Origin of the sequence: Streptomyces sp. NPDC050610 (genome assembly GCF_040654875.1) — a bacterium.
In the GTDB taxonomy this organism is placed as follows: Bacteria; Actinomycetota; Actinomycetes; order Streptomycetales; family Streptomycetaceae; genus Streptomyces.
Genome location: NZ_JBFAIV010000060.1, coordinates 1 through 16,700, shown reverse-complemented (window position 1 = coordinate 16,700; position 16,700 = coordinate 1). Strand labels below are relative to the sequence as shown.

General features: G+C 67.7%; 16 protein-coding genes and 4 pseudogenes. 13 read left to right on the top strand and 7 right to left on the bottom strand.

Annotation, left to right across the window (positions count from 1 at the left end; genetic code table 11):
• The first annotated feature begins 40 nt into the window (after window positions 1-40).
• The gene (locus tag AB0I22_RS37935; RefSeq protein ID WP_363135588.1) at window positions 41-544 is read left to right on the top strand and encodes a cation:proton antiporter; all 504 of its coding nucleotides are present in this window, start codon (window positions 41-43) and stop codon (window positions 542-544) included.
• Here the strand turns inward: AB0I22_RS37935 and AB0I22_RS37930 are convergent.
• From AB0I22_RS37930 to AB0I22_RS37920, 3 genes are all read right to left on the bottom strand, one after another.
• Window positions 487-1,152: a class I SAM-dependent methyltransferase gene (locus AB0I22_RS37930; RefSeq protein WP_363135587.1), complete on the bottom strand. Its 666-nt coding sequence runs from the start codon at window positions 1,150-1,152 to the stop codon at window positions 487-489. The two genes, AB0I22_RS37935 and AB0I22_RS37930, sit on opposite strands and share 58 nt — an antisense overlap.
• An 80-nt stretch (window positions 1,153-1,232) precedes the next feature.
• Window positions 1,233-1,844: a hypothetical protein gene (locus tag AB0I22_RS37925; protein WP_363135586.1), complete on the bottom strand. Its 612-nt coding sequence runs from the start codon at window positions 1,842-1,844 to the stop codon at window positions 1,233-1,235.
• 127 nt (window positions 1,845-1,971) lie between these two features.
• Entirely contained in the window at window positions 1,972-2,148 is a 177-nt protein-coding gene (locus tag AB0I22_RS37920) for a hypothetical protein (protein ID WP_363135585.1), read from the bottom strand.
• A 139-nt stretch (window positions 2,149-2,287) separates the two neighbouring features.
• On the opposite strand from AB0I22_RS37920, the gene AB0I22_RS37915 reads away from it, so the two are divergent.
• The gene (locus AB0I22_RS37915) at window positions 2,288-2,860 is read left to right on the top strand and encodes a TetR/AcrR family transcriptional regulator (protein ID WP_363135584.1); all 573 of its coding nucleotides are present in this window, start codon (window positions 2,288-2,290) and stop codon (window positions 2,858-2,860) included.
• A 661-nt stretch (window positions 2,861-3,521) separates the two neighbouring features.
• On the opposite strand, the gene AB0I22_RS37910 is transcribed toward AB0I22_RS37915, so the two are convergent.
• The 3 genes and pseudogenes from AB0I22_RS37910 to AB0I22_RS37900 all read right to left on the bottom strand — a co-directional run bounded on the left by AB0I22_RS37910 (window position 3,522) and on the right by AB0I22_RS37900 (window position 4,823).
• A complete protein-coding gene (locus tag AB0I22_RS37910; protein WP_363135583.1) occupies window positions 3,522-3,671 on the bottom strand; it encodes a hypothetical protein in 150 nt (49 codons plus the stop codon).
• Window positions 3,672-4,101: 430 nt separating this feature from the next.
• Window positions 4,102-4,350, bottom strand: a pseudogene (locus tag AB0I22_RS37905) (DnaB-like helicase N-terminal domain-containing protein); the annotation flags it as partial.
• 293 nt (window positions 4,351-4,643) lie between these two features.
• On the bottom strand, window positions 4,644-4,823 hold the full coding sequence (locus tag AB0I22_RS37900) for an alpha/beta hydrolase (RefSeq protein ID WP_363135582.1): 180 nt from the start codon (window positions 4,821-4,823) through the stop codon (window positions 4,644-4,646).
• Here AB0I22_RS37900 and AB0I22_RS37895 point away from each other — a divergent pair.
• From AB0I22_RS37895 to AB0I22_RS37860, 8 genes and pseudogenes are all read left to right on the top strand, one after another.
• A complete protein-coding gene (locus AB0I22_RS37895) occupies window positions 4,822-5,136 on the top strand; it encodes a hypothetical protein (RefSeq protein WP_363135581.1) in 315 nt (104 codons plus the stop codon). The two genes, AB0I22_RS37900 and AB0I22_RS37895, sit on opposite strands and share 2 nt — an antisense overlap.
• 275 nt (window positions 5,137-5,411) lie before the next feature.
• A pseudogene (locus AB0I22_RS37890) lies at window positions 5,412-5,561 on the top strand (MerR family DNA-binding transcriptional regulator); the annotation flags it as partial.
• A gap of 283 nt (window positions 5,562-5,844) precedes the next feature.
• Window positions 5,845-6,330 (top strand): hypothetical protein, encoded by a 486-nt coding sequence (locus tag AB0I22_RS37885; protein ID WP_363135580.1) that lies wholly within the window; start codon window positions 5,845-5,847, stop codon window positions 6,328-6,330.
• A gap of 339 nt (window positions 6,331-6,669) precedes the next feature.
• The gene (locus AB0I22_RS37880) at window positions 6,670-7,662 is read left to right on the top strand and encodes a helix-turn-helix transcriptional regulator (RefSeq protein ID WP_363135579.1); all 993 of its coding nucleotides are present in this window, start codon (window positions 6,670-6,672) and stop codon (window positions 7,660-7,662) included.
• 176 nt (window positions 7,663-7,838) lie between these two features.
• Entirely contained in the window at window positions 7,839-9,107 is a 1,269-nt protein-coding gene (locus AB0I22_RS37875; RefSeq protein ID WP_363135578.1) for an MFS transporter, read from the top strand.
• A gap of 49 nt (window positions 9,108-9,156) precedes the next feature.
• Window positions 9,157-11,094, top strand: coding sequence for an AMP-binding protein (locus AB0I22_RS37870; protein WP_363135577.1), 1,938 nt, complete (start codon window positions 9,157-9,159; stop codon window positions 11,092-11,094).
• Window positions 11,091-12,401, top strand: a complete 1,311-nt coding sequence (locus AB0I22_RS37865; RefSeq protein ID WP_363135576.1) for a condensation domain-containing protein — start codon at window positions 11,091-11,093, stop codon at window positions 12,399-12,401. Before AB0I22_RS37870 ends, AB0I22_RS37865 begins: the two co-directional genes overlap by 4 nt.
• The gene (locus AB0I22_RS37860) at window positions 12,398-13,414 is read left to right on the top strand and encodes a ferritin-like domain-containing protein (protein ID WP_363135575.1); all 1,017 of its coding nucleotides are present in this window, start codon (window positions 12,398-12,400) and stop codon (window positions 13,412-13,414) included. The genes AB0I22_RS37865 and AB0I22_RS37860 overlap by 4 nt, the downstream gene beginning before the upstream one ends.
• Before the next feature lie 26 nt (window positions 13,415-13,440).
• Here AB0I22_RS37860 and AB0I22_RS37855 read toward each other — a convergent pair whose 3' ends face one another.
• Window positions 13,441-14,166, bottom strand: coding sequence for an alpha/beta fold hydrolase (locus AB0I22_RS37855; RefSeq protein WP_363135574.1), 726 nt, complete (start codon window positions 14,164-14,166; stop codon window positions 13,441-13,443).
• 31 nt (window positions 14,167-14,197) lie between these two features.
• Here AB0I22_RS37855 and AB0I22_RS37850 point away from each other — a divergent pair, with 31 nt between their 5' ends.
• The 3 genes and pseudogenes from AB0I22_RS37850 to AB0I22_RS37840 all read left to right on the top strand — a co-directional run.
• Window positions 14,198-16,207 (top strand): KedN5 family methylcobalamin-dependent radical SAM C-methyltransferase, encoded by a 2,010-nt coding sequence (locus tag AB0I22_RS37850; protein WP_363135573.1) that lies wholly within the window; start codon window positions 14,198-14,200, stop codon window positions 16,205-16,207.
• Between the two features lie 66 nt (window positions 16,208-16,273).
• Window positions 16,274-16,421 (top strand): annotated as a pseudogene (locus tag AB0I22_RS37845) (IS5/IS1182 family transposase); the annotation flags it as partial.
• Window positions 16,422-16,548: 127 nt separating this feature from the next.
• Window positions 16,549-16,700, top strand: a pseudogene (locus tag AB0I22_RS37840) (transposase); the annotation flags it as partial.

Below are 16,700 nucleotides of genomic sequence, written 5' to 3'. Positions count from 1 at the left end.
ACTGTGTCGGCGTCGCGCCGGGCTGGACGCCGGCTGGCTGGTGGACCGTCTCGACGGCCTGCTCGGCGATCCCGATCCGGCACCGCAGATCCTGGTCAGCCTGTTCATTCCAGCTCTGGTCTATGTCGCTTCCGAGCATGTACACGGCTCCGGCGTGCTGGCCGTGCTCGTCTACACGCTCTACATGGTCAATCATCCCGCGCCTGCGCAGGACGCGGCCGCCCGAGTGTCCAGCGACTCCTTCTGGGAGATCACCGAGACGCTTATCACCGGCGTGGCTTTCGGCCTCATCGGTCTCGAACTGCGCACCGTCGCCAACGCGGTGACCGACGGCTGGCAGGGCCTGCTCGGACCAGCGGCACTCGTCGTCGTCACTGTCGTCGCGGTCCGGGTGCTGTGGCTCCTGCCGGCTGTGTGGGTGAGCGGCCGCCCGGAGCGCGCCCAGCGCGAGGTGCGCTGGAAGCTGGAGCGGCTCCCACTCTCGAGCTACAGACGGCAGCTGATCTCCAGACCGTCTTCCACGGGGAAGGTGACGCTGTGGTAGCCGTTGTCGGTGTCACGAACATAGTCGAGGTAAGGACCGAGATCGGGCAGGTCGACGTCGTCGGCAACCACGAGAGTGCCCGGTGCGAGATGTGGCTCGATGAGTCGCAGCACGGGCAGGCAGAGATCCTTCCACCCGTCCAGAAAGAGGAAGTCGACAGGGGTCTGCAGCCCGGCCAGGGTCTGCAGGGCGTCACCTTCCAGCAAAGTGATCACGTCTTCGAGGCCGGTGGCGGCAAACGTGTGTCGTGCGGCCGTCGCTTTTGCCTGGCTCATCTCCGTGGTGATGACATGACCGGCCCCGTTGTCCCGCACGGCTGCAGCCAGATGCACGGTGGAAATCCCGTAAGAGGTTCCGAACTCGACGACCTGTGCAGGTCGAGTGGCGCGCACCAGGTTGTAGAGAAGTTTTCCTCCCTGGGCGGAGATCGGCATGTAGATGTCCTGCGCCGCGTCAGCGAGCTGCTGGGCTGTGAGCTTGTCCCGCTCGGCGAAGTTCCGGGCCCCCAGACGCGGCGCGGTCTGCCCGTCGCGTTCCGCGGCCTCGAACATTCGGGCCAGAGCAGTAGAGACACGCGGCTCGGCAAGCGTGTAGGGATGCGTGGTCACGAGATGCGCTCCTCAGGCGTCGGGGGTGCGGGTGGGCGGCCCAGCGCATGAGCCGCCCACCTGCTGTACTGCCAGTCGTGTCAGGCGGCGTAAGCGCCGGCGTCGATGTCCTCGATGAGGGTGGGGATGAGGGTGGGGCCGGTGGGCTCCCAGGACAGCAGCTGCTGGGTGGCGTTGCTGCTGGCGGTCATGGTGGAGGCGAAGAAATGCCCGACGAAGCCGAAGTGGGCTCCGGCGTCTTCGGGGGTGACGGTGACGACCGGGAGATCAAGGCTTCGGCCGATGGCCTCGGCGATCTCCTTGGTCGTGACACTCTCCCCGGCCACGGCGTGCAGACGTGTTCCAGCGGGCGTCTGCTCCGTTCCAAGGCGGATGAGGCGGGCGGCGTCCGTGCGGTGTACGGCCGACCAGGCGGCGGAGCCGTTGCCGATGTAGCCCGAGGTGCCTTGCTTGCGGGCGGCGGCGGTCAGGAAATTGACGAATCCCCAGTCCCCGCGGCCGTGCACGCTCGGCGAGAACCGCACGATCACGGTGCGCACGCCCATGGCAACGTAGTCCAGAGTGAGGTTCTCGCTGCCGCCGCGACTGGAGTCCGGACCGACGGCGGGCGAGGCGTCAGCCTCGGTGGCCGGCCGTCCTTCCACCAGGCCAGAGAGTGCGGAGGCGACGATGAGCGGCCGATTGGTGCCCACCAGGGCATCTCCGAGTGCGGAAACAGCGGCGCGCTCAGCACGGTCGGACTCGGCCGGGTTGCCCCAGTCGTGCTTGTTCGCGAGGTGGATGACAGCGTCGGCCTGAGCCGCGCCGCGCTGCAGAGCGTCACCACAGCAGCTCCGACGACGTCGGCTGCAGTGAGCTCGCCGCCAGTTCGGGAACGGCCAGGTTGATCGCCGCGACGAAGCCGACCACCGGGGCGGTGCACATGCTCATACACGCGAGGACCAGGCCGGACCTCTGTGCCGGGCGCGCGGGACTTTCCAGCGTGGTGGAAGCCATTGCTCTCGATTCCTTCATCGGATGCACTGCACGAAGCGCGGCGCACAACGCGGCCGGGCAGCCCTGAACCAAATTTCGAGGCACCGTGCACCGCAAACATAACACATGCGGTGCGCCGTGTCTCGTTTATAGTGGGTGCGTGGTGGAAGGCATCGGCCGCGGGCGGCCGCGCAGCGAAAGCGCACGGGCTGCCGTGCTGCACGCCGTCGACGACCTCCTGGTCGAGGTCGGATACGCGGCACTGACGATGAAGGGCATCGCGGAGCGGGCCGGCGTGGGCCGGCAGACCGTGTACCGCTGGTGGTCGAACAAGGCGGAAGTGCTGTACGAGGCGAGCGTGCTCGACGCCCGGCACGAACTGGCGGTACCCCTCAGCGGCGATGCCCGTACCGACGTAGAGGCCTACCTCAACGCTCTGGTCGGCTTCCTCGCGCGCTCTCACGCGGGAGCCGCCTACCGGGCCCTCATAGGGGAGGCGCAGCACGACCCGGACGTCGCCCTCCTGCTGGCCTCGCGCGACATCATCGGCGAGAGCGCGACGCAGACCGTGGACGCGGCGCGGGCCGCGTGCGGGTCGGCTCTGTCCACCCAGCAGGCGGCCGCGCTCCTGATCGGGCCGCCCTTCTTCCTGATTCTGTCCGGCCACGGCGCGGACGGCATCGACACCAAGGCTCTCGCGGACCAGTTCATGCAGGTCCTGGGTTCGCCCTGAACCGCGCAGGGTTGCCGCTCCGGGCCAGGCCTGCGCGTCGTGGACCCCGGGCGGCGCACTGCAGGCACGTTCGCGGCTCCTGCCGGGCTGTGCAACCGCGTTCCCGACACCGCGCGGCCGACTTTGCTCAGCGCTTCTGCGGGGCTGCGCGACAGCCGCAGCAGGGAGAGGGGGTTCCCGCTGCATCATCGGGCGCGCCCACTGAACCTACGTCGCGAGCCCGTCGGCGCAGCGACCTCTCGCAAAGCTGAGCCATCTCAGCTGCTGCACCAGACCTGGGCCTGCGGACGGAGCTGTGCCACCAACGGCTTCCGGGGGCGACGGACCGGACCGCATGTGCTGCTTGCCCTGGGGGCAGGTTGCAGATTCCCCCATTGCGCGAGCAGCCCGCATTGGCCTGGTTGAGACACGAGGCCCGACGTCGGCCCCCGGCTGACGGGCCGTCGCAAAGCGTACGAACCGTGTCGGCTGGTTTGCCGTCTCTCGGTAAGCGAAGCCGTTGAGCGGCCGCTGTCCGGCCGCCTCATCGCGATGCTGATCACGTCACCTCTGAGCCCGGTGTACCGGCGTCGCTCGGTTCGTGGGCGCCGATGTCCTCGCCGCGGGCCAGGCGCTCGAAGAGCGCTTCGTCCTCCTCCTCGGCGCCGGCCCCGGCCAGGGCTCAGCGGACCAGGACGAGAGGCAGGTCGGTGGCCGGGGCATGCTCGAACTCGCCCGCCTGCTCGGCGTCCAGTACGGCAGAGACGCCCGCGATGGTGCCGGCGAGCTCCACGAGTTCTCCGCCGATGACGGTCTTGAGGGTGGTATCCATCCGGGCCTCCTTCTTCTTTCTGCCGTACGGTTCGCGGACTCCTGCCACGGTGGTGCCGAAACTCAGGCCCGTACCCGATCCAGCGAACGGAAGCCTGCGAATTTCTCGTCGTTGCTGACGATGACCGACGGACGAGGAGGGCGGCGTGGAAGGGCCTTCCGGGCAGTCAAGTGCCGTACCTCGGCAGGGGGACACCGATGGGCTGAACCGGTGACGGCGCGTATCGGTGCTCGTCCCGTCGGGCGGCGGGCGAGGCCTGGCAACACTTCAGAGGCATCGGCAGGGAGCGGCACGTGGCATACGAGGTGATCAAGGTGGAGTTCCGTACGGAGCTCCACGCCCGCTGGTCGGTGTTCTTCGACCACCTGCGAGTGCCCTGGGCCCGGTGGGTGTCCTTGAGCCAACTGCGGCCGCGAGCACGCTTGCTGGCCAGGCTGCTGAGGTAGCTGTGGCCGCCGGTCTTGTCCAGTTGGCCCGTCTTGGCAAGTTCGGCGGCCACGGTCGGGGCGTCGGGCGTCTCGCCGCGGGCGCAGAGCTTGAGGACCGCCTGGTAGATCAGCTCGTGCGCGGGCCGGTAGAAGTCGGCGCCGGCGAGGAGTTCCACGACGTCGGCGATCGCGTCCCGGGAGAGCAGCATCGCCGCCAGTACGGTCTTCTCCGCGCGCACGTCGCTCGGCGGTCGTACCGGGTCGTTCTCGTCGTCGGCCACCTGGTTCCTCTCTGCGGCGGGCCCGCTCCCGCTGGGTGATCAGCCAAGCGTAGTCAGCGGCCGTACGGCCTGTTCGCCGGACAGAAGGAATTCCCTCTCCCTCCCGCGCCGGGCGTGAACTCCGTCGCGAAAGGGGGCTGAGGCGACTGCGTCACCGTTCCGCAAAGACTGTCTCGAATCCCCAGTTGAGCACGGCGAACCTCTGGCAAGGTCCCAGGTGACTGCGTCGACATCCGAGTCCTGGGCCCGGCGTCAGGAATCAGTCAGTCGGCGAGGAAGCCGAGGATCTCTTCCGTGACGCGCTCGGGCGCGTCCTCCATCACGAAGTGTCCGGCTCCGGGGATGACGGTGAGGCGGGTGCCGGGGATGTCCTCGGCGAGTCGCTGCGCGTAGACCAGGGGCTGCCACTGGTCGTGTTCGCCCCAGAGGATACGGACGGGCATGGTCAGGGACGCGAGCCGGCTCGGTGATCTCTTCGGTGTACCGGGAGTCGTAGTGCCGCACCTGGTGCTCGAAGAAGTGGACTACTTCGTCGAGCAGGCGAAGAGGTTCATCGGCCACTGGGGTTACGAGGGGCTCAAGACCGACGGCCAGCACCTCAACAGCGTCGCGCCCTGCTACAACCCGAAGCACCGGCACGCCCGCCCCCAGGAATCCACCGAGAGCGTGGCCCTGTTCTGGAAGGCGATCCACGAGGCCGCGCACGAGGCGAAATCCGACGCCCTCGTCGAGCTCTGCCCCTGCGGCACCCGGTGAATCGTAAGGATCACGTACTTTCGCCGCACGAATACCGCACGAATACCGCACTAAGGATGATGATCAAGGGATTTTCGAGGAGCGCCCGACTGATCCTCATCAAGCACCGGTCTGGTCAACGGCCTACGATGCCCGGATCTATCCGAGACGGGACGGCTCGGCATCGGCCGAGACCATCGGACGCGGCCGAGCAGAACCCTCGGTTGACCTTCACCTTGGGGGAAGCCACAGGATCGGTTGGGCCGGGCGAGTGCTCGGCATGAGGAGGAACGAGCATGGGGTTGCTGACCATCGGGGCGTTCGCGAAGGCGTCCCGGCCGTCGCCGGAGGCGCTGCGTCTTTACGACGAGCTCGGCCTGCTGGCCCCCGCTCGCGTCGACCCGGTGACCGGCTACCGGCTCTACGCACCGGAACAACTGGACCAAGCCTGGCCCACGGCACCCGGAACATCACCGGCGCCGCATACCCGGATGCGTTCGCCGACGCCGCCCGGCCCGCCTGGTGGGTCATCACCGGCTGCGGCGTGGCCGTCCTGCTGGTCGGCGCGGCCACCAACGGCCGCCGGGCACAGAAGACGGCGGAACACACCGCCCGTCTCCTCGCGGAGACCGACGCCCCGGGCCGTCAAGGGGCGCCGCCTCGCATCCGTGACAGCGTAACCGAGCAGGACAACTGACCTGTGATGCCCCAAGCCGCCTGATCACCCCGATGTCCCATGATGGCCGGCACCTGGTCCTCGATGTCGGCGAGCATCATCCGGTCCTGTCCACGGCGCTCGATCTCCCGCTCGCCTGGCTCCTCGGCAAGGCCCTCACCACCCTGAGCCCCGGCCCAGTTTCTGCCGGTACGAGCACGCTGCCGGACGGCACCCGCTACCGAACCCTGCCCGTCGAGACCGACTACGGCACCACCCGCCACGTGGACTACCTCATTGGAGAGTCGAGCGGGAACGCCAGTGACAGCAAGGCCGATCCTCTCGCCACCAAGGACATTGAGCGTCTGCAGGCCGCCCCCACATCACTCCAGGAGGCGGCAAAGAAGGTAGACAAGGCAGTAGCGCGACGGGCAGTCGAAGAGCAGCCAGCCATTGGCCGCTCCGCTCATCCAGAGGATTGGCTCGACTCTTCAGGGGATCGACAGGGCCAAAGCAGTCCCTTAGGGGAAACGCTATCGACTTTTTCCTGTGCGATTTAAAAAATACTACCGAGTGTTGCCAAATGAGACTTATCGCTTTACTGGCGACCGGTCACGCTGGCGCCAGTGCGGCTCGACGTCGGTCGTCGCACCGTGACTTACCTACTCCGCTCCTTTAGTCGGAGCGTGGCCGTCAGCGGAATCCGACGCAAATCATTATGTTTGCTTAAAGCGGAATGAACGGATCGGCCTCACATCGATAGGGTGAATTGCAGCGAGGTGGGTCCTGCGCGCAGATCTGTGCATGGTGTTGTATTCGGGAAAAGTTTGCTCTTTCTCTAAGGTGCGCTATAACGGGTCCGTTATCGCGAAGTTAAAATGCCGGTGGAGGTAGAAAAAATGCTGGATGCCCTCGGGATGACCGCCCTCTCTGAAAAGGTGTACCGTGGACTGCTGGCACATCCTGATGCCGCTATCGCGGAGTTGTCCAACATACTTGCCGTATCCGAGGATGATGTGCACCACGGGTTGATGGAGCTCAGTCAACTGCCCCTCGTGCGAGAAGCGGCCGAGTCCCCGGTCGGCGTCCAAGCGATCAACCCGCAGCTCGGCATGGAAATCCTCCTCGCCCGGCAGGAGGCTGACCTCGCCTCTCAGCAGCAGCGCGTGCAGCGTGGCCGTGCCGCCGCCGCGACTTTGATTGCGGAGTACACCCACCATGCCGCCGGAGCGCCCGAACCCGTCGCGCATCTCATGCACGTTGAATCCATCTGCGACTACCTGGAAACCCTCGGGGATGAGGTCATGGAGGAGCTCCTGACCTTCGACCCCTGCCAAATGGAGATGCCCCCCGGTGGGCATCCCCTTCATTCCGGGAGGTCGAAGCTCTTCGAGCGCGGGGTGAAAATGCGCACGATCTGCCCAGACAAAATTCGGGACGACAGGGAAATGGTAAGGTGTGCGGGATCATTAAACCAACAGGGGGGCCTCGTTCGTACTATCCCTCACGTTCCGAGCTTCATGGTCATCTATGATCTCAGGGTCGCGATAATAGCAGTGGACAACGCCGACATCAATAGTGGAGCGATTGTCTACAGGTCACCTCCCCTTACATCCCTTTTGTGTACGCTGTTCGAACTCGAATGGCGTTCGGCTTCGCCTCTCGAAGGCAATCCGAAATCTTACTTGGGGGAGCTCGACCGAATCCAGACAGAAACACTTCACCTCTTGGCCCAGGGGCACACGGACGAATCGGTGGCGAAAAGGCTCGGAGTCTCTCTCCGCACATCGCGCCGCATCGCCGCCGGACTCATGTCGAAACTCGACGGCCGCAGCCGCTTCCAGGCGGGCGTGCGCGCCGTTCAGAAGGGCTACCTGCCCTCTGACATCTGACCCGGACCAGCCGCTTCCCAGTCCGAACAGGCCAGAGGGGGCACACGCCCGAAGCCCCAGTCGACCGCTGCCGGCCCGCAGTTGAACGCTCCCGAGGCAGAGGAGCGACCAATGTTGGACAGCCGCCGTGTTCCCTATAGTCACTGGTCGTTCGACTGTCCTTGGAGGACAAGACAATGGCCAACACCAGTACGGACCGGCCGAGTATCCGTCGTAACCGGGACCTCTGGCTGTTGCTCAGCGGTCAAGCCGTCTCACTCGTGGGTGTCCAGGCTCAGTTCTTGGCGCTACCGCTGATCGTTCTGTCGGTCTCCGGCTCGCCCTCCCAAGCGAGCATCGTGACGGGGCTGGGCACGAACTCCTTTCTCTTCTTCGGCCTGATCTCCGGCGCGCTCGCCGACCGGTGGAACCGCAAGGCGGTAATGGTCTGGTGCGAGGCCGGGCGTGCTGCGCTGGTGGGCTCCGTGGCTCTCGCGCTGCTGACGGGCCACCTCGGACTGGCCCAGCTCTATCTGGTCTCCGTCCTCAGCGGGGTGCTTAGCACGCTCTTCCAGGCGGCCAGCAGCGCGGCGCTGCCCAACATCGTGACGCCGGCCCAGTTACCCACGGCACTCGGCTACATGGCGACGGCCCAGAACACCATCCGCGTCTTCGGCGCGGTCGCGGCGGGCGCGCTGTACTCCGTCAGCCGCATCGTGCCGTTCGCCCTCAACGCCATCGCCTACGCGCTGTCCGCGGTGAGCCTGGGCCTGATCCGCTCGGAGTTCCAGGAGGAGCGCGAGCAGGGGCCCGCCAACCTCCTCAGGGAGATGGGCGAGGGAGTGCTGTGGACCTGGCGGCAGAAGGTGGTCCGCACCCTGACGCTGGTGAGCGCGGGCGACAGCCTCCGCTACGGAGCCGGCTATCTCGTCATCATCGTCCTCGCGCAGGAGGCCGGAGCCTCGACGGTGATGATCGGCGTGATCTTCAGCGGGGCGGCCGTGGGCGCGTTGATCGGAGCGGTGCTGGCCAGCCGAGCCGTCCAGCGCTTTCCCCTGGGCCGCATCGTCGTGGTGATGCTATGGGTCGAGGCGGTCGGTTTCACGCTGTACGCGGTGGCCCCGAACGCTGGCTGGCTCACCGCCATCACCGCCCTGGAGTCCCTGGTAGCGCCCGTCTACGGCGTCGCCATCTCGACGTACCGGGCCGCCATCACGCCGGACGAACTGCGCGGCCGCGTCAGCAGCGCGGACTTCACCCTGAACACCGGCGCCATGTCCCTGGGCACGCTGGCCAGCGGCTTCCTGATCTCCACCCTGGGCGCGAAGCGGCTCGTGGTCGTCCTGTCGGCATGGATGGTCTTCCTCGCCGTTGTCACCACCGTCCACCGTTCGGTGCGCACGGCGCCGATCGCCTCGATGGCCGAGTCCTCCGGGACCGCCCGGACCACGGTCGGCACCGCGTGAGCGCCCGGATCCACGGCCGTGCGGCATTACGAACACGACGCGAGGTGTGATGAGGTCCCATCCGCTGCTGGACCGGCTCACCAGCCCGAACGCCGGGCACGGCATCCGCTTCTACGAGAGCGATGATGGAGGTTGCTGGCGGTTCCGCTCCTACGCCGATCTGGCCCGGTCCGCCTTCGCGCTCGCGGGCCGGCTGCGGGACCTCGGCACCGCCCCCGGGGACACGGTCGTCACGGCGACGGGGTCGGGCCCTGAGTTCGTGGCCGCGTTCCTGGGCGCGACGGCTCTGGGCGCCACCCCGGCACCGCTCGCTCCCCCGCTGCCGCTTCAGGACCCGCAGACCCACCGGCGGCTCGCGGAGCGCATGGTCGAGACCGTGCGTCCGTCGGTCGTGGTCACCCTCCCTCGGTGGGAGCAAGCTTTCTCAGGACTCCACCCCCAGGGAACGGCCCGGCCCCGTCTGCTCACGGTCACCGACGCGGAGTTGTCCGCCGCGCCGCGCGCCCCGCAGACCGTCGCCGCGCCGCCGCGGCGCGCGCTCGTGCAGTTCACCTCCGGCTCAAGCGGCCCGGCCAAGGCGGTCACCGTCTCCGCCGACGCCCTGGACGAACAGCTGACCGCCGTCCGACGTTGGTTGCGCATGGAGCCAGACGACGCCACGGCGACCTGGCTGCCGTTCCACCACGACATGGGGCTCGTCGGCTGTCTGCTGACCCCGCTATCGGCCGGGAGCGATCTGTGGGTCATGCGGCCCGAGGACTTCGTCCGCTCGCCCCTCGCCTGGCTGCGCTGCTTCGGCTCGTTGGGCGCCCGGCTCACCTCCGTGCCGCCCTTGGGGCTCGCGCACGTGGTCCGCCGGGTGCGGCCCGAGTCGCTGGAGGGGCTGGACTTCTCCGAATGGCGGGCGGTCATCACCGGAGCCGAGCGGATCCCCCCGCAGACCCTGCGGGCGTTCACCGGGCTGCTTGCGCCCAAGGGCTTCTCGTCGCGGGCTCTGCTTCCCGCCTACGGACTGGCCGAGGCCACCCTGGCGGTCACCGGGAGCGGTCTCGACGACGCACCGCGCACCCTCGCCGTTGACCGCCGCTCACTCGCCCCGGGCCGTCGAGTGCTGCCCGCAGGCCCGGCGGAGCACGCTCTGGAGATGACCGGCTGCGGTCGGCCCCTCGTGCGGGACACCGCGGTACTGGTCCACGACGAGTCGGGACAGTCTCTGCCTGCGAGCCATGTCGGTGAGATCGTGGTGACCGGCCCCAGCCACGCCGACGTCCTGCGCACCGGCGACTCGGGCTTCCTGCACGACGGCGAACTGTTCGTCGTGGGCCGGCTCGGCGACAGTGTCAAGTGCCGGGGTGCGACGCTGTTCGCCGAGGATCTGGAGGAGTCCGTACTGGCCCTTTCGTCACTGCGTGGCGCCGGGGTCGCGGTACTGCTCGGCTCGCGCGGCGGCATCCCGGCCGCGGTGGCCGTGGTGGAACGGCCGCCCGGCCCCTGGACGGCCGAGGTTGTACGCCGACTGCGGCAGCGGGAAACAGACCTCGACGTGGCCGTGGTGACCGGACCGCGCGGCACCATACTGCGCACCAGCAGCGGAAAGCCGCGGCGCAGGGCCATGTGGCGGGCCCATCTGACGGGCGCACTCGGACACCGGGCGTGCCCTCCCATCGATCCGGACGCGCACGGGCCGCCGCCCGACCACTCTCCGCCGGATGTTGCACGCCCCGTTGTCCCGGCCCCTCGTGGCCCCCTCACGACGAAGGATCCGCAGATGCATCCCACCGACGACCCGCCCTTCTACCAAGTGGTCCGCAACTCCTTGGGCCAGCACGCGGTCTGGCCCGCCGCCCGTCCGTTGCCGGACGGCTGGCGCACCGAGGGAACCGTCGCGTCCCGGGAGGAGTGCCTGCGCCACGTTGAGCAGGTGTGGCCGGACATCAGGCCGGCCGTCGTCCGTGCGCCGGCCGGCCCGGGGGAGGCGCGGCCATGACCGAACAGGCCCCAACCGTCCTGCGTACCGCGTCCGCCTCGGTCGGACAGCGGCTCCTGGGGCTCATGCAGCACTACCGCGGTGCGGAGTCCCCGCTCGCCGTGCCGGTGTTCTACCGCCTGCGCGGGCCGCTGGACCGGGACGCTTTGCGTACCGCGCTGAACGCCCTGGTGGTACGTCACGAGGCGCTGCGCACCACGTACGAGACCACCCGACGTCGCCTCGTGCAGCACGTACGGGAGCCCGTCCCAGTCCCGCTGCGGGAGACCCAGATCGAGTCGCCGGACGCCCTGGAGTCAGCCATGCGCGAACTGGTCCGCGCGCCCTTCGACCTGATGGTCTCACCGGTGCGGGCCGAGCTGCTGACCTCGGGCCCCGAGGAGTCGGTGCTGCTGCTGAACGTCCACCATCTGTCGACCGACGGCTGGTCCGGCGGTGTCATGAGCGGTGACCTCGGCGAGTTCTACCGCCCTGGCCAGGATCGCGCCACCACCGCGCCGCAGCCGCCGGACTGGAGCTACCTGGACTTCAGTGAGTGGCAGCGGACCCGTTTCGAGTCCGGCGCCCTCGCGGACCAGCAGGAGTTCTGGCGCTCGCGGCTGGCGGGCACCCGCGCCCCCGCTCTAGGGGACGCCCCGCCGGTGGCGGCCGATGGCCCGCGGGCGCCTGGCACCGAGCTGTTCGACTTGCCCAAGCAGGCCGCGCAGGGACTGCAGCAGATCTGCAAGGCCCGGCGGACCACGACGTTCACGGCGGCATTGGCTGTCTTCGCCTCCGTGATGCACCAGTACAGCGGGGACACTGACTTCGGCTTCGCCTCGATGTTCGCCAACCGGATCCGCCCCGAGGTCGCCGAGACCGTCGGCTTCCTCAGCAACCTCCTGGTGTTGCGGATGACGCTGCCCGAGCGGCCGGCCTTCGACGACGCGTTGACCGCCGCGCAGGACATCGCCCTCGACGCGCTGGGCAACCAGGAGGTTCCCTATCACCTCGTGCCGCAGTCCCAGGGCGAGCGCGGGCCCGGTCTGGAGAACATCCTCTTCCAGGTGATGGCCGGTCCTGAGTACCAGCTCTCCCTGAAAGGACTTGAGGTGAGCCAGCTCGGTCCGCCCGTCGGATCCGGCAGCCGCTTCGACCTGGAGTTCGCGCTCATTCCGAGCCTCACCGGTGTGCAGGGCATCGTCTGGTACGACCGGCAGCGGTTCTCGGCCGAGTGGGTGCGGCGGTTGATCCGCGACTTCGGGGACCTGGCCACCCGGGCGGCCGAGCACCCGGACCGGCCGGTCACCGGAGCGGACTGCGCATGAACTCAGTGCCGGCAACCGGGCCGTCGGGGCGGATGACGGTGGACGCCACGGTCGTCGCGCTCCTCGACTGGGACTACGGCGCACCCGCCACCCGCCTGTCGCAGATCTACGAGTCCGCCAAGCTCGCCCAGTGGAACGCCTCCACGGACATCGACTGGGACACGCCGGTGGCCTTCGGTTCCCCGCTGCCGGAGGGGTCCGCGTACGCGCTGGCCACCTACCGGTCCTCGCCACTGGCAGACCGGGGAAAAGAGGGCTGGGACGCCTTCCGTTGGGAGGTGCAGTCCTGGATGGTCTGCCAGTTCCTGCACGGCGAGCAGGCGGCTCTGGTCTCCTGCGCACGGCTGGCCGAGGTACTGCCCGGGGTGGAGAACAAGCTCTGCATGATCTCGCAGGCGGGAGACGAAGCTCGCCACGTCGAGGCGTTTGGCCGCTACGTGCGTGAGCACGTGCGCGAGCCGTTCCCGGTGACCGGGGCGCTCCAGTCACTCTTCAAAGACGCGTTGGTCGCCAGGGAGTGGGAATTCACCGTACTGGCGATCCAATGCCTGGTGGAGCCGGTCGCGCTTGCCGGCTTTCGGCTGGCGGAGACCACCTTCAACGACACGCTGATCAAACAGATCATGACGAAGGTCGCCCGCGACGAGGCGCGGCACGTCTCCTTCGGAGTGCTGCTGCTCAAGGAGGTGCTGCCCGAGCTGACCACCGCGGAACGTGCGCGCCAGGAGGAGTTCGTCCTCGACTCCGTGGCGCTGCTGTGGCGGCGGTTCCTGCTGGCGGACGTCTGGGAACGGCTCGGCATCGACCGGACGGAGGGCATCGGGTTCGCCACGCACTCGCCCGAACTGATTTCCTACCGGCGTGCGTTGTTCTCCCGGGTGGTGGTCATGCTGGCGCAGATCGGGCTGCTGACCCCCGTCGTCGTGGCCGGACTGGAGCGGCTGAACCTGCTCGACGGGGTCACGATGCGCACCGCGGAACGGGTCCTGCGGCGCGCCCGTCCTTCCGGATGAGCGCTCGCAGCGGGCCCGGACCGGGGTCAGCCGTGGAAGCTGCTGATGGCAGCCGCGACCTGTTCCGGGTCGTCGAGCAGCAGATTGTGGCCGCCGGGCAGCGTGTCGAGGCAAAAGCGGTCCGTGGTCCACTGCTCCCACAACACGGCGTCCGCCGGCTCGACGGCGTCGTCCTTGCTCCCCAGCAGGGCCAGCAGGGGCATGTCGAGGGGCCTCGGCTCGAAGGGATGCGTCTCGATGGCCTCGTAGTCCGCGCGGAGTGCGGGCTCGACCAGCTCCAGCAGCTCCGTGTTGCCGATCAGTTCGTCGGGCAGGTAACCGTCCTTGCGGACCTGGACGAAGAACTGGTCTCTGGGCAGTCGCCACGCGCCGTTGAGTGGAACCCGGTCGGGCGACTGGTGAGCCGAGACGGTCAGGCCCTCCAGTTCGGAGGCGGGCAGGCGCAGGGCCACCTCGTAGGCGAGGAGCGCTCCGGAGCAGTGGCCGTACAGATGGATCCGGCGTCCCTTCGCGTGCTCACCGATGTGGGCGGCCAGCCCGTCGGCGAGCAGCCGCAGACTGTTCACCGGAGTCTCGGAGGTACGTGATTCCCGGCCCGCAAGCCTGACGCCGACCGTCGACCATCTCGCCCCCAGAGCACGGCACATGCCCTTCACTGCGGCCACTCCGGCGCCTGCGTGCGGAATGGCGTAGAGGACCCTTTCGCAATCCGTCGTTCCTGATATCTCGACCAGCTCACGGGCATTCGACATGCACCGCATCCTATGACCCGGTACGGGGCGTGTGCGCGTCCAACGTGGACATTTACCCATCCATGTATTCGGAGGAAACTACGGCCAGGCCCTATTGCACTGTCTTGCCGATGGGAGCGCGGAAGTGTCTGGTGCTCAACTCAGGGTGTGTCTGGTCCAACAGGGCGTCTGGGACATGCCGTTGGAATCAATGCCGCTGGCATCCGGCTATCTCAAAGCGATGGTGCTGGACGATCCGAGACTTGAGCGGGAAGTCTCCGTCGAGATCTGTAATTTCCGCGGAGGGAAGACGCATGGGGAGATGGCTCAGCAACTGTTCGGCGGGGAGACGCCGGACGTCCTCGCGTTCTCCGTGCTGGGCTGGAACGTGCGGGCGTTCGGTGCTCTTGCTGAGACCTTCAAGCAGCTGAATCCGGACGGCTGGGTCGTCTTCGGCGGCACGCACGTCTCCAGCCAGGCGGAACGCACCTTCGCGCTGTATCCGCAGGTGGACGTGGTCGTCAACGGCGAGGGGGAGTTGACCTTCCCGGAGCTGGTGACGGCCCGGCTCGACAGGGTCGCCCGGACGGACCTCGGCGGGATTCTCGGCATCTCGTGGCGCGACGCGGCCGGCCGGCCGGTCACCAACGAGGAACGGCCCCGGATCGAGAATCTTGACATCATTCCGTCGCCGTTCCTCACCGGGGCGATAGACCTCGTCGACGAGGAGGGGCGTTTTCGCTACGACGTGGCTCTGATAGAGACTAATCGTGGCTGCCCCTATAAGTGTGCCTTCTGCTACTGGGGAGGCGCAGTCGGGCAACGCGTGCGGGCCTTCTCGCGCGAACGGCTGAAGGCGGAACTTGAAATCTTCGCCAAGCACGACGTCCACACCGTGGTCGCCTGTGACGCGAATTTCGGCATGCTGCCGATCGACCGTGAACTGGTTGAGGACCTGGTCGAAATAAAGGAGCAGTTCGGATTCCCCCGGGCATTCGAGGCGTCCTGGGCGAAGAACAAGTCGAAGATGTTCTATGACATCGTGCGGCGCATGAAGGAGACGGGGCTGCGCAGCTCGTTCACGCTGGCGCTGCAGACGCTCAGCGATGACGCCCTGACGGCTATGAAGCGTCGGAACATGAAGGTCAACGACTGGCGCGACCTGGTGACATGGCTGAACAAGGAGGGTCTGGACTGTTATGCGGAGCTGATCTGGGGTGCGCCCGGGGAGACCGTCGAGTCGTTCATGAGCGGCTACGACGAACTCGCCGAGCATGTGTCCCGCATCGCGGTATATCCCATCATGCTGCTGCCCAACACCGACTACGCCGAGAACAAGGAGTTGCACGGCATCGTTACCGTGCGCGGTGACGACGACGACTTCGAGTACGTGCTAGCGCACCGCACGATGTCCTTCGAGGACAACAATCATGTACAGCGCTTCATGTACTGGGCACGGGTGATGGCGGAGAACGCGGTGCTGCGGCACTGCTGGCTGCCATTGCGCAGGCTGGCGGGCTGGACACAATCACAGGTGCTGATCAGCCTCGCGGACTGGGTGGACAGCACCGAATCGCCCGACGCCGTTCCGCTGCGGGAGGCCGCGGCGAAAGCCCACGGCGGCGGCGCGCCGGCGTACGCGATCGCCATCGGTTACCTGTTCAGCGATCCGGCGGGCCGCCGGGCGCTCGAGCGATGGTGGAGCGAGGCGGTTGTTCCCCAGGTGGCCCCGGAGCACCGGGCGTTCCTGGACAGCGTCTTCCGCTACGACCTGCTCACCCAGCCGGTGTGCGACGAGGTGCTGCCGCAGGTGCAGGTCGACGGCTGCACCTACTCGGTGCTCGCAGGGGTGGTGCTGGACCACAACGTGCCGGCCTCACTGGCACTCATGCGGGCGGGTGAGGAGATCGACCTGAGTCCGCAGTCCACGGCCCTGGACTTCTACTATCGCACCGGGGCCCTCAACGCCGTACGGTCGACCAACCACGAGGAGATCGTGCACTTCATGGGTGAACCGAGGCCAGCTGGCACCCTGTTCGGCGGTCCGCTCGGGCTCTCATAGGACTCTCGACGAAATGACCTTCGAGGTGGTTGGGTCACTTCAGGATTAATGATCCGCGGGTGCGGGGTGGTTCGGCCGAGGGCGTGGAGAGCCGATGACGAGTTGTGGGCGGTGATCGAGCTACTGCTCCCAAGGACGACTGCCGCAGGAAGTGGGCTTCGACTCGGACATGACCTGCTGGCGGCGTCCGGTCGAGTGGATCGAGGCCGGGGTGTGACCCCGGCTACTGACCGGCCAGGTGCAGGAAGAAAAGGTGCCAGGCCGCGAGCGCGCGGTGCGGCGCGCGGAGGAATGGGGATGAGCGGGCTGGTGGCCGCTGAGCCGGCCGAGTTCGCCTCTATGACGAGGCCGCGGTCCTGGTGGTCGACGAGACCGGCGACGTGAAGAAGGGCACCCATACGGTCGGGGTCCAGCGCCAGTACACCGGAACGGCTGGACGGATCGAGGACTCCCAGGTCGCGGTCTACCTGGTCTACGCCGGCGAGCGTGGGCA

Coding starts and splice junctions, on each gene's coding strand:
- AB0I22_RS37920 (WP_363135585.1), bottom strand. CDS start 2,148: ATGGCTTCCACCACGCTGGAAAGTCCCGCGCGCCCGGCACAGAGGTCC.
- AB0I22_RS37860 (WP_363135575.1), top strand. CDS start 12,398: ATGAACTCAGTGCCGGCAACCGGGCCGTCGGGGCGGATGACGGTGGAC.
- AB0I22_RS37855 (WP_363135574.1), bottom strand. CDS start 14,166: ATGTCGAATGCCCGTGAGCTGGTCGAGATATCAGGAACGACGGATTGC.
- AB0I22_RS37870 (WP_363135577.1), top strand. CDS start 9,157: ATGAGGTCCCATCCGCTGCTGGACCGGCTCACCAGCCCGAACGCCGGG.
- AB0I22_RS37885 (WP_363135580.1), top strand. CDS start 5,845: ATGTCCCATGATGGCCGGCACCTGGTCCTCGATGTCGGCGAGCATCAT.
- AB0I22_RS37865 (WP_363135576.1), top strand. CDS start 11,091: ATGACCGAACAGGCCCCAACCGTCCTGCGTACCGCGTCCGCCTCGGTC.
- AB0I22_RS37875 (WP_363135578.1), top strand. CDS start 7,839: ATGGCCAACACCAGTACGGACCGGCCGAGTATCCGTCGTAACCGGGAC.
- AB0I22_RS37900 (WP_363135582.1), bottom strand. CDS start 4,823: ATGCCCGTCCGTATCCTCTGGGGCGAACACGACCAGTGGCAGCCCCTG.
- AB0I22_RS37910 (WP_363135583.1), bottom strand. CDS start 3,671: ATGGATACCACCCTCAAGACCGTCATCGGCGGAGAACTCGTGGAGCTC.
- AB0I22_RS37880 (WP_363135579.1), top strand. CDS start 6,670: ATGCTGGATGCCCTCGGGATGACCGCCCTCTCTGAAAAGGTGTACCGT.
- AB0I22_RS37895 (WP_363135581.1), top strand. CDS start 4,822: ATGGTCAGGGACGCGAGCCGGCTCGGTGATCTCTTCGGTGTACCGGGA.